At 44.5% G+C, this 20,241-nt stretch carries 21 protein-coding genes and 1 riboswitch; of the genes, 18 read left to right on the plus strand and 3 right to left on the minus strand.

Annotated features, from left to right (window positions below; translation table 11 throughout):
- Window positions 1–64: 64 nt before the first annotated feature.
- The 14 genes from mnmE (at window position 65) to ERX55_RS08470 (ending at window position 11,695) form a co-directional block, all read left to right on the plus strand.
- The gene (mnmE, locus tag ERX55_RS08405) at window positions 65–1,444 is read left to right on the plus strand and encodes a tRNA uridine-5-carboxymethylaminomethyl(34) synthesis GTPase MnmE (RefSeq protein WP_133452127.1); all 1,380 of its coding nucleotides are present in this window, start codon (window positions 65–67) and stop codon (window positions 1,442–1,444) included.
- 13 nt (window positions 1,445–1,457) lie between these two features.
- Window positions 1,458–3,329, plus strand: a complete 1,872-nt coding sequence (gene mnmG / locus ERX55_RS08410; RefSeq protein WP_133452128.1) for a tRNA uridine-5-carboxymethylaminomethyl(34) synthesis enzyme MnmG — start codon at window positions 1,458–1,460, stop codon at window positions 3,327–3,329.
- The gene (gene rsmG, locus ERX55_RS08415) at window positions 3,330–4,046 is read left to right on the plus strand and encodes a 16S rRNA (guanine(527)-N(7))-methyltransferase RsmG (RefSeq protein ID WP_133452129.1); all 717 of its coding nucleotides are present in this window, start codon (window positions 3,330–3,332) and stop codon (window positions 4,044–4,046) included.
- Between the two features lie 26 nt (window positions 4,047–4,072).
- Entirely contained in the window at window positions 4,073–4,915 is an 843-nt protein-coding gene (gene noc / locus ERX55_RS08420) for a nucleoid occlusion protein (RefSeq protein ID WP_133452130.1), read from the plus strand.
- A 91-nt stretch (window positions 4,916–5,006) separates the two neighbouring features.
- Window positions 5,007–5,765 (plus strand): ParA family protein, encoded by a 759-nt coding sequence (locus tag ERX55_RS08425; protein ID WP_133452131.1) that lies wholly within the window; start codon window positions 5,007–5,009, stop codon window positions 5,763–5,765.
- Window positions 5,758–6,603 (plus strand): ParB/RepB/Spo0J family partition protein, encoded by an 846-nt coding sequence (locus tag ERX55_RS08430; protein WP_133452132.1) that lies wholly within the window; start codon window positions 5,758–5,760, stop codon window positions 6,601–6,603. Before ERX55_RS08425 ends, ERX55_RS08430 begins: the two co-directional genes overlap by 8 nt.
- Before the next feature lie 6 nt (window positions 6,604–6,609).
- A complete protein-coding gene (locus tag ERX55_RS08435) occupies window positions 6,610–7,485 on the plus strand; it encodes a mechanosensitive ion channel family protein (RefSeq protein WP_133452133.1) in 876 nt (291 codons plus the stop codon).
- A complete protein-coding gene (locus tag ERX55_RS08440; RefSeq protein WP_133452134.1) occupies window positions 7,478–7,672 on the plus strand; it encodes a DUF951 domain-containing protein in 195 nt (64 codons plus the stop codon). The genes ERX55_RS08435 and ERX55_RS08440 overlap by 8 nt, the downstream gene beginning before the upstream one ends.
- Window positions 7,673–7,684: 12 nt before the next feature.
- The gene (gene ychF / locus ERX55_RS08445) at window positions 7,685–8,785 is read left to right on the plus strand and encodes a redox-regulated ATPase YchF (RefSeq protein ID WP_133452135.1); all 1,101 of its coding nucleotides are present in this window, start codon (window positions 7,685–7,687) and stop codon (window positions 8,783–8,785) included.
- Window positions 8,786–8,799: 14 nt separating this feature from the next.
- The gene (locus ERX55_RS08450) at window positions 8,800–9,123 is read left to right on the plus strand and encodes a hypothetical protein (protein WP_133452136.1); all 324 of its coding nucleotides are present in this window, start codon (window positions 8,800–8,802) and stop codon (window positions 9,121–9,123) included.
- 109 nt (window positions 9,124–9,232) lie between these two features.
- A complete protein-coding gene (gene rpsF, locus ERX55_RS08455; RefSeq protein ID WP_133452137.1) occupies window positions 9,233–9,523 on the plus strand; it encodes a 30S ribosomal protein S6 in 291 nt (96 codons plus the stop codon).
- 21 nt (window positions 9,524–9,544) lie between these two features.
- The gene (gene ssb / locus ERX55_RS08460) at window positions 9,545–10,057 is read left to right on the plus strand and encodes a single-stranded DNA-binding protein (RefSeq protein WP_133452138.1); all 513 of its coding nucleotides are present in this window, start codon (window positions 9,545–9,547) and stop codon (window positions 10,055–10,057) included.
- A gap of 25 nt (window positions 10,058–10,082) precedes the next feature.
- Window positions 10,083–10,325 carry a 30S ribosomal protein S18 gene (rpsR, locus tag ERX55_RS08465; RefSeq protein ID WP_133452139.1) on the plus strand — a complete coding sequence of 81 codons (243 nt, stop codon included), beginning with the start codon at window positions 10,083–10,085 and terminating at the stop codon, window positions 10,323–10,325.
- Window positions 10,326–10,477: 152 nt separating this feature from the next.
- Window positions 10,478–11,695, plus strand: coding sequence for a carboxylate--amine ligase (locus ERX55_RS08470; RefSeq protein WP_133452140.1), 1,218 nt, complete (start codon window positions 10,478–10,480; stop codon window positions 11,693–11,695).
- A gap of 32 nt (window positions 11,696–11,727) precedes the next feature.
- Here the strand turns inward: ERX55_RS08470 and ERX55_RS08475 are convergent, their stop codons facing one another.
- Together ERX55_RS08475 and ERX55_RS08480 are read right to left on the minus strand one after the other, a co-directional pair.
- The gene (locus ERX55_RS08475; protein ID WP_133452141.1) at window positions 11,728–12,474 is read right to left on the minus strand and encodes a ZIP family metal transporter; all 747 of its coding nucleotides are present in this window, start codon (window positions 12,472–12,474) and stop codon (window positions 11,728–11,730) included.
- Between the two features lie 63 nt (window positions 12,475–12,537).
- Entirely contained in the window at window positions 12,538–13,662 is a 1,125-nt protein-coding gene (locus tag ERX55_RS08480; RefSeq protein ID WP_133452142.1) for a DUF2382 domain-containing protein, read from the minus strand.
- Window positions 13,663–13,895: 233 nt separating this feature from the next.
- Window positions 13,896–13,995: riboswitch (purine riboswitch) on the plus strand.
- 78 nt (window positions 13,996–14,073) lie between these two features.
- On the opposite strand from ERX55_RS08480, the gene xpt reads away from it, so the two are divergent.
- From xpt to guaA, 4 genes are read left to right on the plus strand one after another with little or no spacing between them, the layout of a single operon-like run.
- The gene (xpt, locus tag ERX55_RS08485) at window positions 14,074–14,652 is read left to right on the plus strand and encodes a xanthine phosphoribosyltransferase (protein WP_133452143.1); all 579 of its coding nucleotides are present in this window, start codon (window positions 14,074–14,076) and stop codon (window positions 14,650–14,652) included.
- Window positions 14,652–15,920 carry a nucleobase:cation symporter-2 family protein gene (locus ERX55_RS08490; RefSeq protein WP_133452144.1) on the plus strand — a complete coding sequence of 423 codons (1,269 nt, stop codon included), beginning with the start codon at window positions 14,652–14,654 and terminating at the stop codon, window positions 15,918–15,920. The genes xpt and ERX55_RS08490 overlap by 1 nt, the downstream gene beginning before the upstream one ends.
- 31 nt (window positions 15,921–15,951) lie before the next feature.
- On the plus strand, window positions 15,952–17,421 hold the full coding sequence (gene guaB, locus ERX55_RS08495) for an IMP dehydrogenase (RefSeq protein ID WP_133452145.1): 1,470 nt from the start codon (window positions 15,952–15,954) through the stop codon (window positions 17,419–17,421).
- 16 nt (window positions 17,422–17,437) lie between these two features.
- Complete coding sequence (gene guaA / locus ERX55_RS08500; protein WP_133452146.1) at window positions 17,438–18,979, plus strand: glutamine-hydrolyzing GMP synthase; 1,542 nt, start codon at window positions 17,438–17,440, stop codon at window positions 18,977–18,979.
- A 46-nt stretch (window positions 18,980–19,025) separates the two neighbouring features.
- On the opposite strand, the gene ERX55_RS08505 is transcribed toward guaA, so the two are convergent.
- Entirely contained in the window at window positions 19,026–20,156 is a 1,131-nt protein-coding gene (locus tag ERX55_RS08505; protein ID WP_133452147.1) for an NADH-dependent flavin oxidoreductase, read from the minus strand.
- Window positions 20,157–20,241 lie beyond the last annotated feature (85 nt).

Consider the following 20,241-nt stretch of genomic DNA (forward strand, 5'->3'; position numbering starts at 1 on the left):
ATATAGATTTGTTTTTTAGGTGTTTCATTTTACAATCAACGAATGAATCAATGGAGGAGATATTATGGAACTTGAAACTATTTCAAGCATATCCACCCCTATGGGTGAGGGGGCGATTGCCATCGTCAGATTATCCGGACACGATGCAATCGAAATTGCTGATCGTCTCTATAAAGGAAAGAAGTCCTTACTTGAAGTGGAGAGCCATACCATCAATTACGGTCACATTATTGATCCGGAGACAGCAGAGACCGTAGAGGAAGTGATGGTGGCTGTCATGCGTGCGCCGCGTACTTATACACGTGAAAACATTGTAGAGATCAATTGTCACGGCGGTATCATGACAGTGAACCGTATTTTAGAGCTGACGTTGACACACGGTGCGCGTCTCGCAGAACCGGGCGAGTTTACGAAACGGGCTTTTCTGAATGGACGAATCGATCTGTCTCAGGCAGAAGGAATCATGGATTTCATCCGTTCGAAGACTGACCGGGCCAGCAAAGTCGCCATGAATCAGATTGAAGGACGCCTAAGCACGATGATTAAAGGACTCCGCCAGTCTATTCTCGAGATTCTGGCACAAGTGGAAGTGAATATCGATTATCCAGAATATGACGATGTTGAGGAAGCAACGACGCAGTTTCTGCTGACTGAAGCCCGCAGGATTGAGCAGTCTATCGATGCGCTGCTGACAACAGGTGCCCAAGGTAAGATTCTGCGTGAAGGTTTATCAACGGTGATTGTCGGTAAGCCGAATGTCGGAAAAAGTTCAATGTTGAACACACTGATCCAGGATAATAAAGCCATTGTCACAGAGATAGCGGGGACAACACGTGATGTATTGGAAGAATACGTCAATGTCAGAGGTGTGCCGCTGCGTTTAGTGGATACAGCGGGTATTCGTGAAACGGAGGATATCGTAGAGAAAATAGGGGTTGAACGCAGTCGCGAAGCACTGAGTAAAGCAGACCTCATTCTCTATGTACTGAACTATAATGAAGCATTGACAGACAGCGACTATCAGCTTGCTGAAGCCATTAAACATGAAGATGTTATCGTCATCATCAATAAAACCGATCTGGAGCAGAAACTGGATATTGCTGAAGTGAAGAAGATGATGGGTGAAGTGCCGATTGTCGAGACTTCGATGCTTTCTCAAGCAGGGATCGATCAGCTTGAAGAACAAATTGCGAAGCTATTCTTTGAAGGAGCGGTGCAGCAGCAAGATATGACTTACGTCTCAAACGCCCGTCATATCAGTCTTTTAAAATCAGCGAAGGCAGCTATCAATGACGCGATGAATGCAGCTGAAATGGGTGTCCCTATCGATATAGTACAGATCGATCTCATCAGAACGTGGGAGCTACTTGGAGAAGTGATTGGTGAAGAAGTGTCGGACAGTCTGATTGATCAGTTATTCAGTCAGTTCTGTCTCGGTAAATAAGGAGGAAACAAACTTGGAAAAATATGATGTAATTGTTGTCGGCGCAGGACATGCCGGGGTGGAAGCAGGACTCGCTTCAGCACGAATGGGCGCGAAAACCTTGATGCTGACCATCAACCTTGATTCAGTCGCTTTCATGCCGTGTAATCCTTCAGTCGGCGGTCCTGCTAAAGGGATTGTTGTACGTGAAATCGATGCGCTTGGCGGCCAGATGGCCAAGACTATCGATAAAACACATATACAGATGCGCATGCTGAATACAGGGAAGGGCCCGGCTGTACGTGCACTTCGTGCGCAGGCGGATAAGGTCCTCTATCAGCAGGAAATGAAAGATGTGATTGAAAACACACCTAACCTTGATATCATGCAGGGGATGGTCGAACGTCTTATTATAGAAGAAGGTAAAGTGACGGGTGTTGAAACAGTCATCGGCACGACCTACCATGCAGATGCTGTCGTCTTGACGACAGGTACATTCCTGCGCGGTGAAATTATTCTCGGTAACATCAAGTACTCATCAGGCCCGAACCATCAGATGCCGTCTATTAAACTCGCTGATCATCTCCGTGAACTCGGCTTTGATATCGTTCGCTTTAAAACAGGGACACCGCCTCGTGTCAACGGCAATACCATCGATTATGACAAAACAGAGATTCAGCCGGGTGACGAAGTCGGCCGTGCATTCAGCTATGAGACGTCAGAATATATTTTAGATCAGCTGCCATGCTGGCTGACTTATACGAATGACAAGACTCACCAGATCATCGATGACAATCTGCATCTGTCAGCGATGTACTCCGGTATGATCAAAGGGACAGGCCCCCGTTACTGTCCGTCTATTGAAGATAAATTTGTTCGTTTCAATGATAAACCGCGCCATCAGATTTTCCTGGAGCCTGAAGGACGCAATACGAAAGAAGTCTATGTCCAAGGATTATCTACCAGCCTGCCTGAACATGTGCAAAGACAGATGCTGCAGTCCATTCCAGGCCTCGAGCGTGCAGATATGATGCGTGCAGGCTACGCCATTGAATATGATGCGATTGTACCGACCCAGCTCTGGCCATCACTTGAGACGAAGAAAATCGCGGGTCTGTTCACAGCGGGTCAGATCAACGGAACATCTGGTTATGAAGAAGCGGCAGGACAAGGACTGATGGCCGGCATCAACGCTGCTGCTAAAGTGCTGGGCCGCGAACCGCTCGTTCTTGGTCGTGCAGATGCCTATATCGGTGTGCTGATTGACGATCTGGTCACTAAAGGAACCAATGAGCCGTATCGCCTGTTGACCAGCCGTGCAGAGTATCGTTTACTTCTGCGTCATGATAATGCTGATCTTCGTCTGACTGAAATCGGCCATAAGATCGGACTGATTTCAGATGAACGATACAGCCGTTTTGAAGAGAAGAAAGCAGCCATTGAAGAAGAGATCAGCCGTCTGTCTCAAGTCCGTATTAAACCGAATGAACAGACGCAGCACTTGATTGCAGAACGCGGCGGTGCTGCTTTAAAAGATGGTATTTTAGCGATTGACCTCTTAAAACGTCCAGAAATGGATTATGCAGCTATCCGTGAAATACTTGCGGATGATATTGAAGTCTCAGAAGAAGTAGCAGAGCAAGTGGAGATTCAGACCAAATATGCAGGCTATATAGATAAATCTCTGCAGCAGGTTGAAAAAATGAAACGGATGGAAGACAAGAAGATTCCAGCTAACATCGATTACGATGCTATTCATAGTCTGGCGACAGAGGCGCGTCAGAAACTGAAGGAAGTAAAACCTTTGAGTGTGGGTCAGGCATCACGTATTTCCGGGGTTAATCCGGCTGATGTTTCGATTCTGCTTGTCTATATTGAACAGGGAAAGATTGCGAAGGTGAATTAGATGAATGAAGAGCAGTTTATAGCAGCACTCCGTGCGCAAGGCTTTGAATTAACAGAAAAACAACTGAAACAGTTTGCAATTTATTATGAAAATCTAGTAGAGTGGAATGAGAAAATTAATTTAACTGCTGTTACTGAAAAGGAAGAAGTCTACTTAAAGCATTTCTTTGACTCATTGACACCTGGCTTTTACTTTGATTTCAAGGAAATTGAGACGTTATGCGATGTCGGCGCAGGGGCGGGTTTTCCAAGTATTCCGCTGAAAATCCTGTTCCCGCACATCAAACTGACCATAGTAGATTCTCTTAACAAACGCATTAACTTCCTGAACCATCTCGCTGCAGAGCTGAACCTTGAACAGGTACAGTTCATCCATGACCGTGCAGAGACGTTCGGCCGCTCGGAAAAACGTGAAACATATGACGTGGTGACAGCACGGGCGGTTGCGCGCCTGTCGGTATTAAGCGAATTGTGTCTGCCGCTTGTCAGAAAAGGAGGACACTTCCTGGCGCTGAAAGGTGCGCAAGGCGAGATTGAAATAGAAGAAGGGCTCTTTGCCGTGAATATCCTGGGCGGTGAGATTGTGGCCAATCATCAGTTTACGCTGCCTATGGAAGAGAGTACACGTTATATTGTGGATATCGAAAAGCGCAGACAGACTGCTAAAAAATATCCGCGAAAAGCAGGTACCCCTGCGAAAGAACCGCTGATGAAATAAGATGTGATGAAAGTGAGTCGAATGAGATGAAGAAACCTTTTTCAAAGCTATTTGGATTACGTGATAAAGAAGATCTGACAGGAGAACGTGCAGAAGGCAATGTGATCAAGATCGCGATAGAACGCATTGTGCCGAACCGCTACCAGCCGAGACAGGTATTTGATGAAGAAAAGATTCAGGAGTTAGCGGATTCCATTAAAGCATATGGGCTGCTTCAGCCGATTGTCGTTCGCCCGATTGAAGAAGAGATGTACGAAATTATTGCGGGTGAACGCCGTTTCAGAGCGCTTCAATTAAATGGTACCGCTGAAACGGAAGTGCTGGTGAAACCTCTGAACGATAAAGAGACGGCCGCTATCGCATTGATCGAGAATATTCAGCGTGAAAACCTTTCTGTCGTTGAAGAAGCGGAAGCTTACAAGAAACTGCTGGACCTGGACGGCATCACTCAGCAGGATCTTGCGACAAGTCTCGGTAAAAGCCAGTCCTTTATTGCCAATAAGCTGCGTCTATTAAGACTTTCTTCACCTATTCTGGAAGCGCTCAGTCAGTCACAGATCACAGAGCGACATGCGAGAAGCCTGCTCGCCTTAAATGAGACTCAGCAAAAAGAGATGCTCGCTATCATCAAAAGTCAGAGTCTGAACGTCAAGCAGACAGAAGAACGCGTCAAACGTATGCTCGGCGGTGAAGAGGTTAAACCGACACGCATTGCCTTTACACGTGATATGAAGCTTGCCTTTAATACAATCGGTGAAAGTGTGAAAGCCGTTGAGAAGAGCGGGATTAAAGTGAAGCGTAAAGATACTGAGTATGCTAACTTTTACGAAATCTCGATTAAAGTCTTTAAAAATCAGAATAACCAGTAACCATCCCTTTCGGATGGTTTTTTAGTTTGTGCAGTTTAGTTCTAATATTGTTATAATCGTAATAATGAAGAAACAGCAAGGAGAGAAAAAGATGAAGATATTAGCTATCGCCAATCAGAAGGGCGGCGTCGGTAAAACGACGACTTCTGTCAACTTAAGTGCTGCGCTTGCTGAACGAGGGAAGAAAGTCCTGTTAGTGGATACAGATCCTCAAGGTAATGCGACAAGTGGTGTCGGTATAGATAAAAATAATGTGAAATTCTCAGTTTACGATATGCTGGTTGAAGATGTTTCAATCAACCGGGTCGTGCTGAAGACAGAGCAGGAGAATTTGTCCATCATTCCGGCGAATATCGCCTTAGCAGGCGCTGAAATTGAGCTGGTCTCTGCGATGAGCCGGGAAGTTCGTCTCAAATATGCATTTAAAGAACTGGAAGAATCATTTGATTACATCATTATTGACTGTCCGCCGTCACTTGGCCTGCTGACCATCAACTCATTCACCGCGGCAACAGGCATCATCATCCCTGTGCAGTGTGAATATTACGCGCTTGAAGGCTTAAGTCAGCTCCTGAATACCATCAAGCTTGTTCAGCGCCACTTAAATCAGTCGCTTGAAATTGAAGGGGTCCTGCTCACGATGCTGGATGCACGGACCAATCTGGGCAATGATGTCATGGCTGAAGTGCGGTCGCATTTCGGTGACAAAGTATATGACACGATTATTCCACGTAATGTGCGTCTGTCAGAAGCGCCGTCACACGGTCAGCCGATCAATGTCTATGATGCACGGTCAACAGGTGCAAAGACTTACGCGGATTTAGCAGAGGAGGTCATCAGCCATGGCTAAAGGACTTGGTAAAGGACTGGGCCGCGGCCTTGATGCACTCTTTCAGGATAACAAAGGAGACGAAGTAGTTGAGCAGCTGAGACTGGATGATATCCGGCCGAACCCCTATCAGCCGCGTCATGATTTTGATGATATGGCACTTGCTGAACTGGCAGAGTCAATCAAACTGCATGGCATTCTTCAGCCGATCATCGTCAAGAAATCGGTAAAAGGTTATGACATCGTTGCGGGTGAGCGTCGTTATCGTGCAAGCAAACTTGCCGGCAAAACAGATATCCCTGCCATCGTCAAATCAATGACTGATAAACAGATGATGGAGTTCGCCATTATAGAAAACTTACAGCGTGAAGATCTGAATGCCTTAGAAGAAGCCAGAAGTTATCAGCTTCTGATGGATCATTTATCTTTGACACAGGCAGAAGCAGCCGACAGACTCGGAAAATCTCGCCCATATATCGCTAATATGCTCCGTCTGCTGAACTTACCGGAAGAGATCAAGCAGCTGATCAACGATAAGCAGTTGTCCGGGGCACATGGCCGCACACTTCTCGGCCTTAAAAATGAAGCGGATATGCTATCGGTTGCCAAGCGGGTCATTAGAGAAACGTGGAGTGTCAGACAGCTGGAACAGTATGTGAAGTCACTCACCGCGACACCTGAGCAGCCTAAAAAGACATCGGCCAAACCAAAGTTTCTTGTGAAACATGAACAGTCCCTAAAGCAGCACTTAGGTACAAATGTAGAGATCTCTAAATCGCGCAAAAAAGGCAAGATTGCGATTGAATTCACTTCAGAAGAGGAATTTAATCGTCTGATCAGCTTGTTGGAGCGTCTTTAGGAACCAATGAAGAAGCATCTGATCAATCCGCTGCTCGGCTCAGAAATGTGGAAAAATATCGGTGTCAATACCTTCTGGTCAATCATCATTGTCCTGATTGCTTTTGTGGTCATTAAAGTGCTGCATGTTGCGATTGCGCAGTTCTTTAAAGTCAGAAGACTGTCTAACTTGTCGCTGTCTGAAAAACGTGATACCACACTGATCAAACTGCTGCAGAATATTACCACTTATGTCGTCTGGTTCGTGGTGCTGACCACTGTCCTCAGCAATATGGGCATCAAAGTGGAGAGCCTGATAGCGGGTGCCGGAATAGCAGGGATTGCGCTTGGTTTCGGGGCACAGACACTTGTTAAAGATATTATCACAGGGTTCTTCATCATATTCGAGAGTCAGTTTGATGTCGGAGATTACGTCAGAATCAATACTGGCGGCACGAAAGTCGCGGAGGGGACTGTGCAGTCTATCGGCCTCCGCTCGACTAGAATCCGTTCTTTCACTGGAGAACTGACCATCCTGCCCAATGGCACGATGAATGAGATCGTCAATTTCTCCGTCAATAATTCAGTCGCAGTCTTCGAGGTCTCGATTTCCAGTGAAGAGAATATTCGCGCGGTAGAAGAGATGTTAACACCGTATCTTGAGACGCTGAAAGATAAATATGAGGATGTTGTGAAGACCCCGGAAATATTAGGGGTTGATATGGTGAAAGCAGGCGAAGCGGTCATTAAGATTGCGGCGGAGACACTGCCGAACAATCATGTGAAAGTATCAAGACTATTGCGCGGAGACTTGAAGGACTTTCTCGATAGTCACGGTGTAAAAGCGCCTGTGCCAAGGATGGTCATGTATAATCAACCTAAAGGAGGCCCAGAAAATGAATAACTATCAGATGAATGATATTGTGGAGATGAAGAAACAGCATGCATGCGGAACCAATGCGTTTCAGATCATCCGTCTGGGCGCCGATATCCGTATTAAATGTACGAACTGCGGGCGAAGCATTATGATGCCGCGCCCTGAATTCAATAAGAAAATCAAAAAAATCATTTCGTCAGCTGACGAATCATAAAGGAGAACAATTATGGCATTAACAGCTGGAATCGTCGGTTTACCGAACGTCGGTAAATCCACTTTATTCAACGCAATTACGAAAGCAGGGGCACTTGCTGCCAACTATCCGTTCGCAACTATCGATCCGAACGTCGGTATCGTAGAAGTCCCTGACTACCGTTTAGACAAACTGACTGAACTGGTGACACCTAAGAAAACAGTACCGACAGCATTCGAGTTCACAGATATCGCCGGTATCGTTAAAGGGGCATCCAAAGGAGAAGGCCTCGGTAATAAATTTCTTTCTCATATCCGTGAAGTAGATGCCATCTGTCAGGTTGTCCGTGCGTTCGAAGATGAGAATATCACGCATGTATCAGGCAAGGTCAATCCGATCGATGATATCGAAGTCATCAATATGGAACTGGTGCTCGCTGATATGGAATCAGTGGAGAAACGTTATGCACGTGTCCAGAAGATGGCCAAACAAAAAGACAAAGATGCGATGGCAGAAGAAGCAGTGCTGGCAATCGTTAAAGAAGCCCTTGAAAATGAACAGCCTGTCCGTAGTATAGAATTCACACCTGAACAGCAGCGTCTTGTGCGAGGTATGCACCTTTTAACTGCGAAACCGATGCTGTACGTGGCGAATGTTGCAGAGGACGATTTACTGGATGCTGACAACAACGATTACGTTAAAGCTATCCGCGACTATGCGGAGAAAGAAGGCTCTGAAGTCATCGTCATCAGTGCCCGTATCGAAGAAGAACTGGCGGCATTAGATGATGAAGATAAGCAGGAATATCTGACTGACCTCGGCATTGAAGAATCGGGACTTGATAAGTTGATTAAAGCATCTTATCATCTTCTCGGCCTGGCGACTTATTTCACAGCCGGTGAGCAGGAAGTGCGTGCGTGGACCTTTAAACAAGGGATGACAGCACCACAATGTGCGGGGATCATCCATACAGACTTTGAACGCGGCTTTATTCGTGCGGAGACGGTGAGTTTCGAGGATTTAGTAGGTAATAATGGTATGGCAGGTGCAAAAGAAGCAGGTAAAGTCCGCCTTGAGGGTAAGGATTACTTGATGAAAGATGGAGATGTTGTTCATTTCAGATTTAATGTTTAATTCAGGAGGCAGACATGAAACCTTTAAAGCGGATTATCTACGGCATTAAAGTCATCACAAAGTCGGGCGATAAAGGACAGGAGATGTACAATGTCATCTATTACTATTTTGTACAAGCTGTCCGATATGATGAATACGTTGCACTGAATGAGGATATTTATAAGAAAGTCAGCTATCCTGACGATGCCATCCGCTATCTGGACATTGTCAGCTGTGATGAAATCAACCCTGAGGACAGTGATTATTATCTCTATGAATATCTCTACGCCTCACAAGATATCAAGCTTTTTCATGTCAAAGAAATGGTTGTCTATAAATTAGACGAAGTACTCTACTAATGTTGTAATCTGTGTATTACTATGCTATAATATTCAATTGTGAGTAATGAAAATTATTCCTTGCTTTACGAAACAGTAAAGCCGCATAGACCATAAGGAGGTGTAATTGATGAGAACATACGAAATTATGTACGTTGTACGCCCGAACATTGAAGAAGATGCGAAGAAAGCGTTAGTTGAACGTTTCAACGAAATCTTAACTTCAAACGGTGCGGAAATCATCGAAGCAAAAGATTGGGGTAAACGTCGTTTAGCTTACGAAATCGAAGACTTCAAAGAAGGTTTCTACCAAATCGTACGCGTTAACTCTACTGATCAAGCAACAAACGAATTTGATCGTTTAGCGAAGATCAATGACGATATTATCCGTCATATCATTGTACGCGAAGAAGAAAAATAATAATCAACGGGGGCGAATTGCATGATTAATCGTGTTGTATTAGTAGGTCGTTTAACGAAGGATCCCGAATACAGAGTCACACCCTCAGGCGTATCAGTTGCTACGTTTACATTAGCGGTCAACCGCACATTTACGAACGCTCAAGGAGAACGCCAGGCGGACTTCTTAAACTGTGTCGTATTCCGTAAACAAGCTGAGAACGTTAATAACTACCTAAGTAAAGGTAGCTTAGCCGGTGTTGACGGTAGATTGCAATCTCGCAGCTATGATAATCAGGAAGGCCGTAAAGTGTATGTGACTGAAGTCGTCTGCGACTCAGTGCAGTTCTTGGAACCTAAAGGTGCTAACCAGAATCGTCAGGACAATGTGTCTAATGACTATTCAAGTTATGACCCAGGATTCGGTGGACAATCACAAGGTCAGAATTATCAGGCAAACAATCAAACAACTAACACATCCTCTCCTGCATCAAACAACCCGTTTGCGAACGCAACAGGGCCGATTGATATCAGTGATGATGATTTACCGTTCTAATCAATAAGTAAGGGAGGCAACAATCATGGCAGGTGGACCAAGAAGAGGCGGACGTCGTCGTAAAAAAGTGTGTTACTTCACAGCAAACGGTATCACACAAATCGACTACAAAGACGCAGAATTACTTAAAAAATTCATCTCTGAACGCGGTAAAATCTTACCACGTCGTGTAACAGGTACTTCAGCTAAATACCAACGTATGTTAACTGTAGCAATCAAACGTGCACGTCATATGGCATTATTACCATATGTTAAAGACGAGAATTAATATTCCAGACCTTTCACTTCAATAGTGAAAGGTCTTTTTTTATGAGGATTTTAAACCTTATAAATTTAGTAAGAATCTAGAAGAATATGCAAGATGATAACAAATGATATGGTAATATAAATGAGAAGGAAAGGGAGCGGGGTTACGGACACATGGTGAATACGGAATTTACACCGGTCATTATCGGCGCAAATATACATGCTTATGCAGCAGCGGCGGCGTTTCATGAAGATTATCATCAAAAATCAATTATACTAGCAGCGGGCAAGCTGGCATTTACAGAATTCTCTTCTTTAGTGAGGGATTATGTGACAGACGCGGATTTGTATCAAGATGAAGTGTTTGTACAAACATTGAATCAGCTTGCAGAAAAATATAACGGGCAAAAGCTGTTACTCGTCCCCACAACAGATGAGTATGTGAAATTACTGGTGAAGAATAGTGTCTTATTAGATGACCGTTTCATCTTGAATTTTCCGAGTCAGACACTTTTTGATCAATTCTATTATAAGAAGCATTTTTATCAGTTATGCGAACAATATGGGTTAGACATTCCTAAGACTTTTACGATAGATTGCCGTGAACTGACCACTTTCCATGAAGAAGTGATGTTCCCGGTGATTATTAAAGTAAATGATGGAACCGCCTATTTTGATCTTCATTTCACAGGTAAACAGAAGATCTATCGTCTTTCTTCATATGAGGAAGTCAATCAGACCATTCAGCTTCTTTATGACAACGGTTATCGCAAAGACCTGATCCTGCAGGAATATATTGAGGGCAGCGACCAGGAACTCTGGGATATGGTTTATTACAGTGACCGCAACGGTAAAGGCCAGGTGGTGACGCTTGCCCAAGTTTTATCTCAGGAACCTCAACTGACAGCAGTCGGAAATTATACGGCTCTTATTACACGTTATCAGAAAGAATTAATGGATAAAGTCGTTCATATGATGGAAGAGACCGGTTATAAAGGCTTTGCGAACTTCGACTTAAAGTATGACGCACGTGACGGTAAATATAAGTTTCTGGAGGTTAATTTACGTACAGGACGTTCAAGCTCATATATCAGAGCAAGCGGCTATTCGATTGCGCGTTGCTATGTTGAAGATTTAGTGGAACATAAGAGTCATCCGCTGGTCTATTTAGACAAAAAAATGATTTTTACAGTGATTCCACCGACTCTCATGCTGCAAGGCATCCGTAATCTAAAGCTTAAACAGGAAGTCAGACAACTCATACAAGCAAAGGAGACATTTGATCCTTTGAAATATAAAAAAGACCGTTCTCTGAAAAGAAAGATTTACTTGAAATTAAGAGACCTTAACTACTACAAAAAATATAGTAACAGGAAATGGGAGCAGTCATAAAAAAATTCTTAGGCTTATGCCTAAGAATTTTTTTACAGATGATCTAAAAGGATAGAGGTGATCACACCTGCTGCTGTAAACAGGCCCACTAATGCACCGCCGTCTTCATAGGCTTCCGGCATCATTGTAGCACCGATCATGGTGATAATACCGCCTGCAGCGAAGCTTGAAATAATTGAGATGACGGCCGGATTAGCATGATCAAGGAAGACATAGCCAAATAAGGCACTAAGCCCTGCTACAACAGTGACAGCGACGAAAAGCCCGATTACTTTGCCTTTAGACTGACCGCTTTTGAGCATCCCTGCTGTACTCGATAAGCCTTCCGGAATATTACTGATGAAAATCGCGATCAATAGCAGCATGCTCACGCCTTTACCGCCGATCAGTGTAGTACCAAGCATGATGGATTCGGGTATGGCATCCATCACCGTGCCGATAAAGATACCGAGACCACCGCCGGACTCTTCACTTGAATCATTCTGTAATTCATGTGCATTAGAGCGCTTCCGGTGTTTACCCCCTTTGCGGGTAATAATGGCTTCAATAATAGTAAAAGTAACGGCCCCCGCTACAAAACCGAGAATCGTATTCGTTAATTCACTTTTTTCCAGAGATTCCTGCAATAATTCAAACGTAGCAGCACCGATTAAGACACCGACACCGAACGCCATAATGAAACCTAAAATTTTACGTGGGATATGAATAATCATACTGATAATAGCCCCTAACAGCACGGCGCCACCTGATACCGCGCCCCAGAAAAATGCGCTGCCCATTAAATTTCGCCTCCAAAAAAACCCCAGAGATAAGCCTCCGGGGTTAATCATATTAGTGAATGATTAGCGACGGTCTAATAAATCGTTGTCGCGATCTAAGTCAGCGTCAACTTGACGGCCGTTAGTGTCATCGATATCCACTTGTTCTTTACGTACTGTTTCAGATACGTGTGCAGTATCTTGGATACGGTTTTTCTTGATTACTAATTCTTCAGCTACAACGTTTTCTTTTTCAACGTTGATGCGTTCTTCAGTTAATGGGATACGGATTGTATCGTCATTTAAACGGTCGAAGTCAACATCTCCGTCTACTCTTTCGTCTACACGACGACGTTCGATTGTTACTTCGTCACGGCTTACAGGTACATCAAACTCTTGGCGTTCTTCTACTACATCTTTGTCGACGCGTACTTCACCAGTTTGAACTGTATCTTTACCTACGCGAAGACGCTCTTCGTGTAAACGGATTTTTTCATCGTCTGATAAGTCTGTACGGTTAGCGATATCCTCGTCAAATACGTACTCTTTGTTATCTACGCGGTCAAATTCGTTAAGGTGTAATTCATCACGGTTTAAATCATTGTTAAATTCGTTTTTCATGTCTACATGTTCCTCTCTTGTGTGTAAGTTATTAGTTTTATGGTGCTGTGAATACTGTGCATCAGTATCAGACTCTAAACTTTGACCTGCTGTGAGACCTGTTGTCCCGTCATCAGGGTTAGAGAAATTACCTTCGTGCAGTGTTTCATTGTTACTGCGGTTGATTGAATCAGGATTAGCAAAGCCGCCGACTACACCGTTTGTATAAGTGTCTTCGTGACGTGCTTGTCCGTCGACATCGTAATGATCAGATGAATCTGAAGTATTGTAAGTCGCGTCATTATCTACATAAAGTAAGATGTTGCCACTTTCAATTTCACGCTCATATTCACTACGCTGTGCATCTGATAAATTCAATTTATCAAAGACACGTGTCTGAGGATCTTCCCCTGTGAAGAGTGAAGCTACTTTGTCGCCAAATGATCCATCTGCATTCTTGAAGTTCACATCTGTATAATTCAGTGCAGAACCTTCAAGCTTGTTTTTGGAAATCACGTGTAAGTCGCGTTCAGCTACTCCTTGAGACTTCAAGTTATCAATTCTACCTAATAATGCTTGTTCACTAGAAAATGATTCAATGTTACCCATTGTAATTCTACCTCCCAATCACTAATGTGTTGTAAATCTCTAAGGTGTCGTTTTGATTTTCTTGTGATGTTAGAAATATACCCGACGGCTTCCACCCTAAACACTTTAAAAATAAAAAAATAAAAAATTATCAGACATTAATGCGTTTACATTGACTGAAAGAAGGCTCAAACCTTGATTCTATGCGGATTTGTCCTTGAAATCCTAGGCTAAATTTGTTATCATCAATTAAATAAAAAATTAAATAAAATACTCATATAATTAAAGAATATGGCTTTGAAGTATCTACCACGCACCTTAAATGACGTGACTATGAGTGAAAAAATGAATCCATTCTCGACCGAGTTTGGACATTCTTTTTTTACTCGCCTATTCCAGCAGGTGAGTTTTTTTATTATAAGGAGGACAATCGTGAAAGAGTTACAGCAGAAAGTAAAAGAAGAAGGCGTAGTGATTGCAGGTTCGGTTCTTAAAGTCGATGCATTTCTGAATCATCAGATTGATGCCGCACTCATGAAGCAAGTGGCAGCTCATTTCTATGATTACTATAAAAATAAAGGCGTGACGAAAATTCTGACGATTGAAGCAAGCGGTATAGCGCCTTCTATCATGGCAGCACTGGCCTTTGATGTCCCGTGTCTATTCGCGAAGAAGGCGATTCCGTCCACACTTACTGAGGCAGTCTATGAGACGGACATTCACTCCTATACAAAGAACAGAACAAGTCATGTGGTCGTCTCACAGAAGTTTCTCTCTACTGATGATAAGGTTCTCATTATCGATGACTTCCTGGCGAATGGTGAAGCGGCACTCGGTCTGTATGATTTAGTCAAACAGGCGGGAGCAGAATGTGTCGGTGTCGGTATCGTCATTGAAAAAAGCTTCCAGCAAGGCGCAGACCGTCTGAAAAATGAAGGTCTTGATGTCCTGAGTTTATGTCGTATTGCTTCATTAGAGGGTGACAAAGTCACGTTAGTGGAAGAAGAATGATGAAAAATCTCTTATTAAGTATCCAGCATCTTCTGGCTATGTATGCAGGTGCTATCATCGTGCCGATCATTGTGGGTAAGGCGCTCGGCTTCTCCGGTGAAGAAATCGCCTATCTTGTCTCCATTGATATTTTCATGTGCGGCGTCGCGACTTTCCTCCAGGTCTATAAAGGGATTGGTATCGGCCTGCCTGTTGTTCTGGGCTGTACATTCACTGCCGTCACACCGATGATTATGATCGGCTCGAAGCACGGCATAGATGTCTTGTATGGTTCACTTTTTGCGTCCGGTATCATCATTGTGCTGATTGCACCGCTCTTCTCCTATTTAGTGAAGATATTTCCGCCGATCGTCACGGGCAGCGTGGTCACGATTATCGGCATTACGCTTATGCCGGTTGCAATGAACAATCTCGCAGGGGGGCAAGGGTCTAAGACCTATGGTGATCCCCTGAATATTATGCTCGGCTTGCTGACGTTGATTATGATTTTGGTGATTCACCGCCTGTCTTCAGGCTTTATCCGTTCTATAGCGATTTTACTGGGACTGATGATCGGTACCATCGTTGCTTCATTCTTCGGTCTGGTGGATGTCAGTGCCGTTAACAACTCGAACTGGTTTGAACTTCCTAAGCCCTTCCGTTTCGGTGGTTTTCAGTTTGAAATCGGCTCTATCTTGCTCTTCGTCATTGTCGGTATCGTCAGTCTGATTGAATCAACTGGCGTTTACCATGCCCTCAGTGAAATCACGCAGACGCCTATTGACCGTAAAGATATCTCCAAAGGTTACCGCGCTGAAGGAATCGCCATCGTTCTAGGTTCTATTTTCAATGCCTTTCCTTACACTGCTTATTCTCAGAATGTAGGACTTGTCTCGTTATCAGGCGTCAAATCAAAGAATGTCATGTACGGCATGGTGGCGTTACTGATTCTGGCAGGCTCCATGCCGAAGTTTGGTGCGCTGGCCACGATTATTCCGACGCCTGTTCTCGGCGGCGCGATGATTGCCATGTTCGGGATGGTGATGGCGTACGGGGTTAAGATGCTGGGTGCGATTGACTTCACGAAGCAGGATAACTTGCTCATTATCGCTGTATCAGTTGGTGTCGGTCTCGGTATCACGACTGTACCCGGTGCATTCGCCAAGTTCGGTGAAGACTATGCCTGGCTGACTCAGAATGGCATTGTACTCGGTACACTGACAGCGATATTACTGAATTTATTTTTTAATGGTTTAAACAATCAACAAATTGAAGAAACTATGAAATAATAGATTAATAAATAAAATGGAGGTATCAATCATGTGGGAAACTAAGTTCCAAAAAGAAGGCTTAACATTCGATGATGTATTACTGATTCCAGGAAAATCTGATGTGCTGCCGAACCAGGTTGATCTGAAAGTGGAATTATCAGAACGTCTTAAACTGAACATACCGATTTTATCAGCAGGTATGGATACAGTGACAGAAGCAAAAATGGCCATTGCGATGGCGCGTCAAGGTGGACTAGGCGTGATTCATAAAAATATGTCTATTGAAGAACAGGCAGATGAAGTACTGAAAGTTAAACGTTCAGAGAACGGCGTTATTACGAATCCTTTCTTCCTGACACCTGACGAACAGGTTTTTGCGGCGGAACATCTGATGAGTAAGTATCGGATTTCGGGTGTGCCGATTGTCAATAGCGAAGAAGACATGAAGTTAGTCGGAATTTTAACGAACCGTGATTTACGCTTCATTGAAGATTATGCTATTAAGATCTCTGACGTCATGACAAAAGAAGATTTAGTGACTGCACCGGTTGATACAACACTTGAACAGGCTGAGAAGCTGCTGCAGCAGTACAAAATCGAGAAACTACCGCTTGTCGATGATGCCGGTGTCTTAAAGGGACTGATCACTATCAAAGATATCGAGAAAGTGATTGAATTCCCGAATGCAGCAAAAGATAATCATGGCCGCTTACTGGTAGCCAGTGCCGTGGGTATCGCCAAAGATACCCTCACTCGTGCTAAATACCTGGTGGAAGCGGGCACAGATGCACTTGTTATTGATACAGCTCATGGCCATTCCAAAGGTGTACTGGAGATGGTTCAGGCGCTGAAAGAAAACTTTCCTGAAGTAACACTGATTGCAGGTAACGTGGCGACAGCAGAAGGAACCAGAGCCCTGTTTGAAGCAGGTGCAGATGTCGTGAAAGTCGGTATCGGACCAGGCTCCATCTGTACGACACGTGTTGTGGCAGGGGTAGGTGTGCCGCAGATTACAGCGATTTACGATGCCGCAGGTGTTGCACGCGAACTCGGCAAAACCATTATCGCAGATGGCGGCATCAAGTATTCAGGTGATATCGTTAAAGCCCTCGCATCAGGCGGACACGCTGTGATGCTGGGTTCACTACTCGGTGGTACAGAAGAAAGCCCGGGCGCTACTGAAATCTATCAAGGGCGTCAGTATAAAGTATACCGCGGTATGGGTTCACTGGGCGCGATGGAGAAAGGTTCTAAAGACCGCTACTTCCAGGATGATAAAGAAGCGAAGAAGTTCGTGCCGGAAGGAATCGAAGGCCGCATCGCCTATAAAGGGGCGCTGCAGGATACAATTTATCAGTTAGTCGGTGGCATCAGAAGCGGTATGGGCTACACAGGCTCTAAAGACCTGCAGGCATTACGCGAAGAAGCGCAGTTCATCAAAATGACAGGGGCCGGCTTAAAAGAAAGTCATCCGCACGATGTACAGATCACGAAAGAAGCACCGAACTATTCTATTTAATGAAGGAGACTGACTAATGGAAATGGCATTTGAACAGGAATTGATCCTGGTACTCGATTTCGGCAGCCAGTATAACCAGCTGATTACTAGACGTATTCGTGAGATGGGCGTCTACAGTGAGTTACATGATCACGAAATCTCAATCGAAGAAATCAAGAAAATGAATCCGAAAGGTATCATCCTATCAGGTGGGCCGAACTCTGTATACGAAGAAGGTTCATTTACAGTAGACCCTGAAATCTTTAATTTAGGGGTGCCGGTTCTCGGCATCTGCTACGGTATGCAGCTGATGACGAAACTGCTCGGGGGCTCTGTGGAACGTGCGAATGAACGTGAGTATGGTAAAGCGATTATCACGGCAGAAACGCATTCACTTTTCCACATGCTGCCTGAAGAACAGACCGTCTGGATGAGTCATAGTGATAAAGTCATCACTATCCCTGAAGGCTTCCGTATGATTGCGAACTCACCAAGCTGTAAATACGCGGCAGTAGAAAATGCTGAGCGTCAGTTATACGGCGTCCAGTTCCATCCGGAAGTTCGCCACTCAGAGTACGGCAACGACTTACTTCGTAACTTCATCCGTAAAATCTGTAACTGCACAGGTGAATGGACGATGGAGAACTTCATTGACATCGAAGTTGAAAAAATCCGTGAGCAGGTCGGTGACAAAAAAGTATTATGCGCGATGAGCGGCGGCGTGGATTCTTCGGTTGTAGCGGTACTTCTCCATAAAGCAATCGGTGATCAGCTGACATGTATCTTCGTTGACCATGGCTTACTTCGTAAAGGAGAAGGCGATATGGTCATGAAGCAGTTCGGTGAAGGCTTCAATATGAATATTATTCGTGTGGATGCAAAAGAACGTTTCATGAGCAAGCTTAAAGGGATATCAGACCCTGAACAGAAACGTAAGATTATCGGTAACGAATTCGTCTATGTCTTTGATGACGAAGCTTCTAAATTAGAAGGTGTTGACTTCTTGGCGCAAGGTACTCTGTACACTGACATTATCGAGTCAGGCACGAAGACGGCGCAGACCATCAAATCGCATCATAACGTCGGTGGTTTACCGGAAGACATGCAGTTCGAACTGATCGAACCGATCAACACGCTCTTCAAAGATGATGTACGCGCCCTCGGTATCGAACTCGGTATCCCTGAACACCTCGTATGGCGTCAGCCCTTCCCAGGCCCAGGTCTCGGTATCCGTGTACTCGGTGAGATTACAGAAGAGAAGCTGGAGATTGTCCGTGAATCAGATGCTATTTTAAGAGAAGTTATTGCACAGGAAGGACTTGAACGCGATATCTGGCAATACTTCACTGTCCTCCCTGACATCCGCTCCGTCGGTGTCATGGGCGATTACAGAACATATGACTATACAATCGGCGTCCGCGCTGTAACAAGTATCGACGGCATGACCAGTGACTTCGCACGCATCGACTGGGAAGTGCTGCAGAAAGTTTCCAGCCGAATCGTCAATGAAGTCAACCACGTCAACCGCGTCGTGTATGACATCACAAGTAAGCCACCAAGCACGATTGAGTGGGAATAACACTAAAAAAATCCTCCAACCTTCGCGGTTAGAGGATTTTTGCATTCTATTTATCATCTTCTTTTGAGGGCAGTGGATAGAAGCCGGCTTTAAATTGCTGCCATAAGGGTTCAGGTAATTCGTGTTTGTTAGGGTCTTCTGGATCAAAGTAAGAGATGATTTCATCTTCTTTACCTTCTTTGATTTTACCGACAAATGCATGGTCGAGCAGGAGTTCTCTGCCGACTGCAACGAGTTCTACGCCTGTGTTCAGTGCTGCAATCGCGTCATCAGCTGTGAAGATTGAGCCGATCCCGATTAACGGCATACGTCCGTCCACCCACTGATGCAGCAGCTGGATACGATTTTCGCCTGCATATTTCCCTTCATGAACATCACCATGAATGTGCATCAGTGAAGCATGTAAATAGTGAAGCGGTTTTTCGATCAAGCGTTTGATGAGTTCTTCAGTCAGTTCCATTTTAATCCCTGGGTTGAATGCTTCTTCTGGTGAGAAGCGATAACCGATAATAAAGTCATCGTTACCGTGTTCTTGTACTGTTTTAACGACTTCATCGACGACTTTCAGTGCAAATAAAAATGGATCTTTCCACTGATCAGTACGCTTGTTGAAGTGAGGAGAGACAAACTGATGGATAATATAGCCGTTTGCGCCGTGAATCTCTACACCATCGAATCCTGCCTCAATCGCACGCCGTGTTGCTTCGCCGAATGCTTTGATGGTTTCGTCGATTTCGTCTTCTGTCATTTCTCTCGCGCTATGTGTGTGATCCTGTCCGAAACTTTTCAGCTCCATCGCACTTGGACCTGCTACGTCGCCGTTAAGTGTGTATTCAGGTAGTGCTTGCACGCCGCCGTGATGAATCTGTACAATGGCTTTTGCGCCGTTCTTTTTCATAGCAGAAGCTAGACGTTTTAATCCCTCTATATCACTGTCATGCGCGATAGAAGGCTGGCCTGGAAAGGCTTGGCCGATATCTAATATATGAGACGCTGCTGTAAGGGCTATGCCTACATCTTTCGAGCGACTTTCCATGTAAGGAATCTCTCTATCAGCAATTGTGCCGTCTTCATTAGAAGATGTATGAGTCAGTGGTGCCAGCACGAACCGATTACGCAGTTCGACACCGTTGCTTAATGTTAAAGGTTGAAATAAATCCTTATATTGAGTATTCATGATAATGCCTCCTTATATCCATCAGTATAACATCTACAGAAAAGGTGACAAAAAAACTGCCTATCACGCTTCGCGAAGATTATAA

The organism is Macrococcus bovicus (assembly GCF_004359575.1).
Lineage (GTDB): Bacteria > Bacillota > Bacilli > Staphylococcales > Staphylococcaceae > Macrococcus > Macrococcus bovicus.